General features: G+C 59.5%; 9 protein-coding genes. 5 read left to right on the forward strand and 4 right to left on the reverse strand.

What is annotated here, in order from left to right; translation table 11 throughout:
* Window positions 1-41 precede the first annotated feature (41 nt).
* The 4 genes from secD to ACO07N_RS21420 are packed head-to-tail and all read left to right on the forward strand — an operon-like array spanning window position 42 to window position 3,886.
* Entirely contained in the window at window positions 42-1,652 is a 1,611-nt protein-coding gene (gene secD, locus ACO07N_RS21405; protein ID WP_421982968.1) for a protein translocase subunit SecD, read from the forward strand.
* Between the two features lie 15 nt (window positions 1,653-1,667).
* Window positions 1,668-2,618 (forward strand): protein translocase subunit SecF, encoded by a 951-nt coding sequence (gene secF, locus ACO07N_RS21410; protein WP_421982969.1) that lies wholly within the window; start codon window positions 1,668-1,670, stop codon window positions 2,616-2,618.
* 11 nt (window positions 2,619-2,629) lie between these two features.
* Window positions 2,630-3,007: an Mth938-like domain-containing protein gene (locus ACO07N_RS21415; protein WP_421982970.1), complete on the forward strand. Its 378-nt coding sequence runs from the start codon at window positions 2,630-2,632 to the stop codon at window positions 3,005-3,007.
* A 27-nt stretch (window positions 3,008-3,034) separates the two neighbouring features.
* The gene (locus ACO07N_RS21420; protein ID WP_421982971.1) at window positions 3,035-3,886 is read left to right on the forward strand and encodes a phytoene/squalene synthase family protein; all 852 of its coding nucleotides are present in this window, start codon (window positions 3,035-3,037) and stop codon (window positions 3,884-3,886) included.
* A gap of 38 nt (window positions 3,887-3,924) precedes the next feature.
* Here ACO07N_RS21420 and trmFO read toward each other — a convergent pair whose 3' ends face one another.
* The 4 genes from trmFO to uvrA form a co-directional block, all read right to left on the reverse strand.
* Entirely contained in the window at window positions 3,925-5,343 is a 1,419-nt protein-coding gene (gene trmFO / locus ACO07N_RS21425; protein WP_421982972.1) for a methylenetetrahydrofolate--tRNA-(uracil(54)-C(5))-methyltransferase (FADH(2)-oxidizing) TrmFO, read from the reverse strand.
* A 359-nt stretch (window positions 5,344-5,702) separates the two neighbouring features.
* Window positions 5,703-5,852: a DUF1127 domain-containing protein gene (locus ACO07N_RS21430; protein ID WP_421982973.1), complete on the reverse strand. Its 150-nt coding sequence runs from the start codon at window positions 5,850-5,852 to the stop codon at window positions 5,703-5,705.
* Between the two features lie 391 nt (window positions 5,853-6,243).
* Window positions 6,244-6,396, reverse strand: coding sequence for a DUF1127 domain-containing protein (locus tag ACO07N_RS21435; RefSeq protein ID WP_421982974.1), 153 nt, complete (start codon window positions 6,394-6,396; stop codon window positions 6,244-6,246).
* Between the two features lie 229 nt (window positions 6,397-6,625).
* The gene (gene uvrA / locus ACO07N_RS21440; protein ID WP_421982975.1) at window positions 6,626-9,556 is read right to left on the reverse strand and encodes an excinuclease ABC subunit UvrA; all 2,931 of its coding nucleotides are present in this window, start codon (window positions 9,554-9,556) and stop codon (window positions 6,626-6,628) included.
* A 452-nt stretch (window positions 9,557-10,008) separates the two neighbouring features.
* Between uvrA and ACO07N_RS21445 the strand changes: the two genes are divergently transcribed.
* Entirely contained in the window at window positions 10,009-10,539 is a 531-nt protein-coding gene (locus ACO07N_RS21445) for a single-stranded DNA-binding protein (protein ID WP_421984468.1), read from the forward strand.
* The last annotated feature ends 29 nt before the right edge of the window (window positions 10,540-10,568 follow it).

Below are 10,568 nucleotides of genomic sequence, written 5' to 3' on the forward strand. Positions count from 1 at the left end.
CGGCCGGACAGGGGTCCGTCCGGCCGTATTAAGGCTTAAACATGCTCCATTTCGCCCGTTGGAAAATTGTGCTGATCCTGATTGTCGTCGCCGCAGGTTTCATCACGACGCTGCCGAATTTCTTCACGGCCAAACAACTGGAAAGCTGGCCTGACTTCCTGCCGAAGAACCAGATGGTGCTGGGGCTTGATCTTCAGGGCGGGGCCTATCTTCTTTATGAGGTGGATCAGGCCGACTACATCAAGAAACGCTTCGAAGCGCTCGAAGGCGATGTGCGTGACACGCTGCGGGAAAACCCGAGAATTGGGTATACAGGGCTGGACGCCCGGCCGGATTCCGTTCAGGTCAGGATCCGGGATCTGACACGCCTGGACGAGGCACGGGAGCGGCTCGCACCGCTGGTCAACCCGCTGGTTTCCAACCTGTTCAGCGGTCAGCCGGTCGACGAGTTCGAAATGACGGTCGAAGACAACGGGCTCGTGCGGTTCACCTATTCCGATGCGGGCCTCGACAACCGGCTTCAGGCCATCGTTCAGCAGTCGATCGAAGTCATCCGGCGCCGTGTCGATGACCTCGGCACGACGGAACCGAACATTCAAAGACAGGGTACGGACCGGATCCTCGTGGAAGCACCGGGTGAAGGTGATCCCGAACGTCTGAAGGAAATCATCGGCACGACGGCCAAGCTGACCTTCCATCTTGTCGACCGCAACATGACCGGCGAACAGGCGATGCAAAGCCGGCCGCCGGCCGGAACGTCGGTGTTCCTGTCCGTCGACGACCCGCCGATTCCGTATCTTCTTGAAACCAGGCCGCTTCTGGGTGGTGAGGACCTGGTCGATGCCCAGGTCGCCTTCGGCCAGTATTCGAACGAGCCAGTGGTGACCTTCCGTTTCAACCAGTCGGGAGCGCGGGAGTTTGCGCGGATCACGACCGAGAACGTGAACTACCCCTTCGCGATCGTGCTGGATGAGGAAGTCATATCCGCCCCGGTGATCCGTGAACCGATCATCGGCGGGTCGGGCCAGATCTCCGGTGATTTCACCATCGAGGCAGCACAGGACCTTTCCACACTGCTGCGCGCAGGTGCACTGCCTGCGCAATTGACCGTGATCGAGGAACGTTCCATCGGGCCGGGTCTCGGTGCAGACTCGATCGAGGCCGGCAAGATCGCGTCGATCATCGCCGGTGCTGCCGTCGTCATCTTCATGATCCTTGCCTATGGCCGCTTCGGCATCATTGCCGATCTGGCCCTGATGACGAACATTTTCCTGATCTTCGGCGCGTTGACGGTGCTTCAGGCCACGCTCACGCTGCCGGGTATCGCCGGCATCGTGCTGACGATCGGCATGGCGGTTGATGCCAACGTGCTCATCTTCGAGCGAATACGCGAGGAATCTCGAGCGGGAAGATCGGTCATATCCGCCATCGACGCAGGCTACAGCCGTGCGCTCGGGACCATCCTTGACGCGAACATCACCACGCTGATTGCGGCGGTCATCCTGTTCCAGCTGGGGTCCGGACCCGTGCGCGGCTTCGCCGTAACGCTCGCGATCGGGATCTTCACGACCGTCTTCTGTGCGTTCACCTTCAGCCGTTTGCTGGTTGCGCTTTGGATACGGCGCCGCCGGCCTTCCGTACTTCCGATCTGATCCGGGGAAAAAGAAATGTTGCTAAGACTCGTTCCGGACAACACGCACATCAAGTTCATGTGGCTGCGGAAGTTCAGTTTTCCGTTGTCGATCGTGCTTGTCATTGCCTCCCTTGCCGGGTTTTTCACCGTTGGCATGAATTACGGGATCGACTTCAAGGGCGGGACGATCATCGAGATCAAGACGGACGGACCCGCCGATATCGGTGCGATCCGCTCCGAACTGTCATCGCTCAATCTCGGTGATGTCCAGGTGCAGGAATTCGGTGCACCCGACGACATTCTGATCCGCGTTGAGGAGCAGCCGGGCGGGGAACTCGCCCAGCAGACCGTTGTGCAGAACGTGCGCACGATCTTTGAAGACGACAATGTCGACTTCCGCCGTGTCGAAGTGGTCGGTCCGAGGGTCTCGGGAGAGCTGGCCCAGGCCGGTGCGATCGCGGTGGCGGCTGCGCTTCTCGCGATCATGATCTATATCTGGTTCCGCTTCGAGTGGCACTTCGCGGTCGGTGCGATCCTGACGACAGCGAACGATGTCGTGGTGACGATCGGTCTCTTCGTGCTTTTGCAGCTCGACTTCTCGTTATCGAGTATCGCGGCGGTCCTGACTATCATCGGTTATTCGCTCAACGATACCGTGGTGGTCTATGACCGCATCCGGGAAAATCTGCGCAAGTACAAGAAGCGTCCGCTGACCGACATCCTGGACCAGTCGATCAACGAAACCTTGTCGCGCACGACGATGACCTCTGTCACGACGCTTCTGGCGCTGATCGCGCTCTATGTGTTCGGCGGCGAGGTGATCCAGTCCTTCACGCTTGCCATGATCTTCGGCATCGTGATCGGGACCTATTCGTCGATCTTCCTTGCTGCTCCGTTCCTGATCCTTCTGAACCTGCGCCCGGACGCCATGTCGCGGAACGACGGGGATGGCGAGAAGGAAGCAAAAGAAAAAGCGACGGCTTAAGAGCCGTCCTGATGGAGATCCGCGACGCCCACTTTCCGGGCCGTGCCCCCATTGATGCCTATGGCAATGGCGGGTTCCGTTTTGCAAACATGTCGCACAAGGGGGCGCTGCTGTGCGTCCCCAGCGGCATTTACGGCTGGCACGTCGATGATCCCTCGCAATTCAGCGAAGAGGCGTTCGAACGGGTGTTTCAGGAACAGTCCGATATAGAGGTTCTGCTGGTCGGAACCGGTGTTGACCTGCGCCCGCTGCCATCGGATCTGAAAACGCTGTTTCGCGAGGCGTCAATCCTGTCCGACCCGATGTCGACAGGGGCTGCCATCAGAACCTTCAACGTGCTGCTGTCCGAGGACCGGGCCGTTGCGGCTGCCCTGTTGCCGGTAGACTAATCTCGAACCAGTGCCATATGGGCGTTTATGACAACCGACTTCGATCATGCAGCCGAAACGGCACGCCTCTATGACCGGGACAGGTATCTGTGTGCGCTTCTGGCCCCGGAGGCACATCGCGCCGCACTGATGTCGCTCTATGCGTTCAATGGGGAGATCGCGCGCGTGCGTGACGTTGTTTCCGAACCGCTGCCCGGCGAAGTCAGGCTGCAATGGTGGCGCGACCTGCTGGAGGGAACCGAACACGGCGCGGCGGCATCCAACCCGGTCGCGAACGCTCTTCTCCAGACGATCGCGGCCTACAACCTGCCGCGGCAAAGCCCCATCGCCATGACCGAGGCACGGATCTTCGATCTTTATGACGATCACATGCCAAGCCTCAACGACCTCGAAGGCTATGCTGGTGAAACCGCTTCAAGCCTGATCCAGCTTGCCTGCCTGGTTCTCAACGCGGGTGAGGACCCGGGTACGGCGACGGCCGCGGGGCATGCCGGCGTTGCCTATGCGCTTACCGGGTTGATGCGGTCATTGTCGTGGCACGCGTCGCGCCGGCAAATGTTTCTGCCGCGTGATGTCTGCGAGAGGCACGCGCTCGATCCGGAGACGGTATTCCGCGGAGAAACGACACCAGAACTACACGCCGTACTCAGGGAATTGCGGGATCATGTGCGCCATCACTTGATGCGTGTCCGCAAGGAAAGCGCAAACGTTCCTGAGGCCTGCTGGAACGCCTTTCTGCCGCTCGTCCTCGTTGAGCCATATCTCAAGCTGCTGGAAACCCGGACCCCGGACCCGCTGAAACAGCCTACGGACATGTCGCAGCTCAGGATACAATGGCTCTTGTGGCGCGGATCAAGACGGCCGTTCGACCGCCTCTGAGCGTTAGGGTCCGTACCCTGAGGCGCACGGAACGCGCGTCACTCTGCCGCGAGCACATCCACGCCGAGATCCGCCTTCCATCGCGCGAAATCCTCTTTGGCGCGGTTGGTCATGGCCAGTTTCTTCGCCCTGGATTTTTCCTTGCCCTTGAGGCGCTTGCCGTCTTCATCCCTTGTCGGCGTTTCGACTGTCGGAAACAGACCGAAATTGACATTCATGGGCTGGAACGAGCGGGGTTTTCCGGCGCCGTCCTCGCGCGTGATATGGCCGCCGGTGATATGGCCGAGCAGGGCCCCCATAGCCGTCGTCGCAGGCGGGGAGATGACCTGTCTTCCCTGGGCCTCCATGACGGCGAAAAGTCCCGCCATGCAGCCGACGCTCGCAGATTCGACATATCCTTCGCAGCCGGTGATCTGGCCTGCGAACCGGATGCGGGGATCCGCCTTCAGGCGCAGGGAACCGTCCAGCACCTTCGGAGAATTCAGGAACGTGTTCCGGTGCAGCCCGCCAAGCCGCGCGAATTGGGCATTCTCGAGCCCCGGTATCATGCGGAAAATGTCGGCCTGTGCGCCGTATTTCAACTTCGTCTGAAACCCGACCATGTTGTAGAGCGTGCCGAGGGCATTGTCCTGCCGGAGCTGAACGACGGCATAGGGTTTAACGTCGGGCTGGTGTTCGTTCGTCAGCCCCATCGGTTTCATCGGCCCGTGACGGAGCGTCTCCCGTCCCCTGGACGCCATGACTTCGATCGGTAGGCATCCGTCGAAATAGGGCGTATTGGCTTCCCATTCCTTGAAATCAGCGGTTTCTCCGGCAAGAAGTGCATCGATGAACGCTTCGTAGCCGTCCTTGTCCAATGGGCAGTTGAGGTAATCCTTGCCCGTGCCGCCGGGTCCCACCTTGTCATATCTCGACTGGAACCAGGCTTTTGACAGGTCGACCGTGTCGAAATGCACGATCGGTGCGATCGCGTCGAAAAATGCCAGCGAGTCTTCTCCGGACGTTTCCAGCACGGCCGCCGAAAGCGCTGGCGAGGTGAGGGGGCCGGTCGCAATAATCACCTTCTCCCAGTCCGCGGGCGGCAATCCGGCGACTTCCTCCCGGTCGATACGGATGAGCGGGTGCTCCTCAAGCGCCTCCGTCACCGCATTCGAAAAACCCTCCCGGTCCACGGCCAGCGCGCTTCCGGCGGGAACCTGGTTCGCATCGGCGGCTTCCATGATCAGGGAGCCGAGCTGCCGCAGTTCGTGGTGGATCAGCCCGACGGCGTTCTGTTCCGAGTCGTCGGAGCGAAAGGAGTTGGAACAGACCAGTTCTGCAAGTCCGTCCGTCTGATGCGCGTCTGTCTTGCGGACAGGCCGCATTTCGTGAAGGACGACGTCTAGTCCGGCCTGGGCCATTTGCCAGGCCGCCTCGGATCCGGCCAGGCCGCCACCAATGACATGAATCGGGCTCATTTGAGTATCCTGGGGTCTTGTCGGGGCCCTGGGAACGCGATTTGTCTGCGTACCGGCCCGGTCAAAATCATGACGCCCTGATTACAGGCATCGGCCGGTCTCCGCAATGACTTCAGGGTACATCGAGCCGGCCACCTGCAGCTTATATGTTGCCAATCGGATGGCTGGCCTGCGAAATTGCGGCATTTACAGAGTCGGTCACTGGACTGATGCAGCGGCTCCCCTGACCACGCACAAAAAAACACCTGCCGGTGGGAGGAGGTACCGGCAGGTGTTTTTTATGAGCACCTGCGCAAGAAGCGCAGAGCAAACGCAGTCCGGAAACTGGGAGGAGGATGTTTCCGGACTGCAATCAGGTATTACTTGACGGCCTGACGTGCAAAGCGGCTGATGTCGGCACGTGCAATGCCGAGATCGTCCAGTTCACGGTTGGTCAGGCTGGACAGCTCGTCATAGGTCTGACGGAAGCGTTTCCAGTTATTGTATTTGCGTACAACAGTATCGATCATGGTTTAGGCCTTTCGCTATCTCTTGGCCATGGCACCGCGGATCGGCGTCTGGCCCGTTCATCTCTTGCAATCGACATATAGAGATATTGTGCACTGCGAGGTAGTGGGAAATTCGCGAAGCTGATATGCAAAAAATGCAAGGATACAGATAGTTAACGATTCAATCGCATGGCATAAGACACACGCTTGCCGATTCTATCTCGCAAGTGCGAAATAGACGTGACGACTGCTGCGATGTCATGAAACCGGATGCCGGACAAACGAACGCCCGCCAGTGGGAGGAGGTACTGGCGGGCGTCGTTTCGACGATGCAGGACTGGGAGGAGGATGTCCTGCGTGTCACACGTCGTCAGGCTGGGAGGAGGATGCCCTCGGACGCGATCTCTAATTTCTAGCCGTCAATTCCCCGGCGAGCGACGAACTTGATGTCGCTACGGCTGATGCCGAGATCCTGGAGTTCTCTGACCGAAAGGCGGGACAATTCGTCAACCGCACGACGGTAGCTCACCCAGTTGCTGTACTTCTTGCGCACAGTGTCGAACATTTTCTTATTCCTTGTTGCGCAGCACGTTCTGCCGTCTGCGTCGTTGTTGATTAGATATATAATTCACCAAGTGAAATAAAAGAAGTGCCATATCCGCATGACAGGCATGCAATTTGTGCAATGCAATAAATTTTATGTGATCGGAAATGCGCGCATCAAGAAAACTCTCTTTATTCAGTTACATATAGAGATAAGTGCGACGCACAAGAATTCAAGAGGCGCGATGCCGCTATTCAGCGGCGTCCGACGCGCGGTGGGGGCGGCGCTGAAGAAGTTCTCTCAGGAACTGTCCCGTGTAGCTTGCCTCGATTTCAGCAACATCCTCGGGGCGCCCGGTGGCGACGACCGTGCCGCCGCCGTCGCCGCCCTCCGGACCGAGATCGACGATCCAGTCCGCGGTCTTGATGACTTCGAGATTGTGCTCGATCACCAGAACCGTGTTGCCCTGGTCCACGAGTTCGTGCAGCACGTCGAGCAACTTGGCAACGTCATGGAAATGAAGGCCGGTCGTCGGTTCGTCCAGGATATAGAGCGTGCGCCCCGTCGACCGCTTCGACAGCTCCTTGGCAAGCTTGACGCGTTGCGCTTCACCGCCTGACAGCGTCGTCGCCTGCTGTCCCACCTTGATATAGCCGAGACCCACGCGCGCGAGGGTTTCCATCTTGTCCCGGACAGCCGGAACTGCGGAAAAGAAACCTGCGGCTTCCTCGACGGTCATGTCGAGAACATCGGCGATGGACTTGCCCTTGAATTCCACTTCAAGCGTTTCGCGATTGTAGCGTTTGCCCTTGCAGACATCGCAGGTCACATAGACATCCGGCAGGAAGTGCATTTCGATCTTGATGACGCCGTCGCCCTGGCACGCTTCACAGCGCCCGCCCTTGACGTTGAACGAAAACCGGCCGGGCTGGTAGCCGCGCGCCTTGGCTTCCGGCATGCCCGCAAACCACTCGCGAATGGGGGTGAAGGCACCGGTATAGGTCGCCGGGTTCGAGCGTGGTGTACGGCCGATGGGCGACTGGTCGATATCGATGACCTTGTCCAGCACTTCGAGGCCTTCGATGCGGTCATGTGGGGCCGGGTTGTCGCGGGCGCCGTTCAGGCGCCGGGCGGCAGCCCTGTACAGCGTGTCGATCAGGAAGGTGGATTTGCCGCCGCCCGAAACGCCGGTAACGCATGTGAACGTGCTCAGCGGGATATCGACGTCAATGTCCTTGAGATTGTTGCCGCGGGCGCCCCGGACGGACACCTTGCGCTTCTTGTTGATCTTGCGCTGACCGTCCGCGCGCGAAATCATCCTGCTGCCGGACAGGTATTCACCGGTCAGGGATTTCGGATTGGCCATGATCTCGGACGGCGATCCCTTGGCGACAACCTGCCCGCCATGCACGCCCGCACCCGGTCCGACGTCAACAACATAATCCGCCGTCAGAACGGCATCTTCGTCATGCTCGACGACGATGACGGTGTTTCCGAGATCACGCAAATGCTTCAATGTTTCCAGAAGCCTGGCATTGTCGCGCTGGTGCAGGCCGATCGACGGTTCGTCCAGAACATAGAGAACGCCGGTGAGGCCGGAACCGATCTGGGAAGCCAGGCGAATACGCTGGCTTTCGCCGCCCGACAGGGTGCCGGAGGAACGCGACAGGGTCAGGTATTCCAGGCCGACATCATTGAGAAATTTCAGCCGCTCGCGGATTTCCTTGAGGATCCTGCCGGCGATCTCCGATTGCTTGTCGTTGAGCTTCTCGGGGAGGGCATCGAACCAGTCCCTGGCGCTGCGGATAGAGAGTTCGGTGATCTCGCCGATATGTCGATCGGCGATCTTGACGGCGAGCGCTTCGGGTTTCAGCCGGAAACCGCTGCAGGCGGGACAGGCGTGATCGGATTGGAAACGCGCGAGTTCTTCGCGTACCCAGGTGGATTCGGTTTCGCGCCAGCGGCGCTCGATATTGCCGATGACGCCCTCGAACGCCTTTTCGGTCCGGTAACTGCGCACACCGTCGTCATAGACGAATTCAATCTCCGTCTTTCCGGTTCCATGAAGGATCGCGTCCTGAACCTCCGCCGGCAGATCTTTCCAGGGCGTCGACATCGTCACCTTGTAATGCCTGCAGAGCGCCTCGAGTGTCTGCGCATAGTAGGGAGATGTCGATCCCGTTTTCGCCCACGGCAGAACCGCGCCTTCGCGCAGGGAGAGCGAATGATCCGGCACGACAAGATCCTCTTCGAAGGCGAGCGTCGTTCCCAGGCCGTCACAGGTCGGGCAGGCGCCGAAAGGATTGTTGAACGAAAACAGGCGCGGTTCGATTTCCGGGATCGTGAAACCGGAGACCGGGCAGGCGAACTTTTCCGAAAATATGATCCGCTCCGGGTCGCCCTTGTCGTCGGTCTTGTCGGCGAACTCCGCAATGGCGATGCCGTCCGCGAGCTTGAGCGCCGTCTCGAGGGAATCCGCAAGCCTGCCCGCGATATCATCGCGCACGACAATCCTGTCCACGACAACATCGATGTCGTGTTTGAATTTCTTGTCGAGGGCGGGAGCCTCGGAGATTTCGTGAAAGGTTCCGTCGATCTTGACGCGCTGGAAACCCTTTTTCATGAGTTCCGCGAGTTCCTTGCGGTACTCGCCCTTGCGCCCGCGCACCATCGGCGCCAGCAGATAGAGCCGGGCTCCTTCCTCCAGTTCCATGATCCTGTCGACCATCTGGCTGACGGTCTGGCTTTCGATCGGCAGTCCGGTTGCCGGCGAGTAGGGAATGCCGACGCGCGCAAACAGAAGACGCATGTAGTCGTAGATCTCGGTCACCGTTCCGACCGTGGACCTGGGGTTCCGCGACGTGGTCTTCTGCTCGATGGAAATCGCCGGCGACAGGCCGTCGATCTGGTCGACATCGGGCTTCTGCATCATTTCCAGAAACTGCCGCGCATACGCGGACAGGCTCTCGACATACCGTCTTTGCCCCTCGGCGTAGATCGTGTCGAACGCGAGCGAGGATTTGCCGGAACCGGACAGGCCGGTCATGACGATGAGCTTGTCGCGCGGAAGATCGAGGTCCACACCTTTGAGGTTATGTTCCCGCGCACCGCGAATGCTGATGACCTTGGTGGGGTCATGCGTCCAGTTATCTTCTTTCCGACTGTTTCCGGACTTCGACATTCTGAAATTTCCTGCCGTGAGGTGCGCCGGTCCGAGCCCGCCGCTGAATGGATTGCAACTGGTTTTGACCGCGTGGCACCAGGTCGCCTCTACCCGATATAGCAGCTATGTGCGCAACATCCAGTGAGACCAATTGGCCGCCTTCAAAAATACGCTGAATGCGGCCCTTCGATTGAATTCCTTTTACAGAAATGATAAGAACAAAACAAGTACATCGCTGCTGGAGGCGGTCGGATTTGCCCCGCTGTCGGCAAGAAGGCAGGCCGCATCCCGGTTTTCCCGGGCCTGCCTTGTGGAAAATGAGGGCAGCCACCGGAAAACTGCGGCGAAACGGTTGGAGTGTCGTTACGGTTCTGCTTTCTGGCAGCTTCACAGGCAAGCGGTCTGTCGTGGACATGCGTGTGAGCGGCACGAAGAGCCGGAACGGCCGTGGTAATGAACAGGAGTACAGGATGGCGGGCAGCGTCAACAAAGTCATATTGGTCGGCAATTTGGGTGCCGATCCGGAGATCCGCCGGACCCAGGACGGTCGTCCGATCGCCAATCTTCGCATCGCGACGTCTGAAACCTGGCGTGATCGCAACAGCGGCGAACGGCGCGAAAAAACCGAATGGCACCGCGTTGTGATCTTTAGTGAAGGGCTGTGCAAGGTCGCCGAGCAATACCTGCGCAAAGGCTCCAAGGTCTATCTGGAAGGCCAGCTTCAGACACGCAAATGGCAGGATCAGTCCGGTCAGGACAGATACTCGACCGAAGTGGTTCTTCAAGGGTTCAATTCCAACCTGACCATGCTCGACGGACGCGGCGAAGGCGGGCAACCGGGCGGTTTGCCCGACTACGGCAACGACTCCCAGGGCGGCGGCGGCTTCGGCGGCGGCGGTGGCGGATATGGCGGCAGTTCGGGTGGGGGCGGCTCACAGGGCGGCGGCTTCGGCGGCCAGAGTGGTGGCGGCGGCCCGATGGACGACGAGATCCCGTTCTAGGCTGGGCTGTCGAACTTTCGGCGGAAACA

Source organism: Roseibium sp. (assembly GCF_965229775.1).
Classification (GTDB): Bacteria; Pseudomonadota; Alphaproteobacteria; order Rhizobiales; family Stappiaceae; genus Roseibium.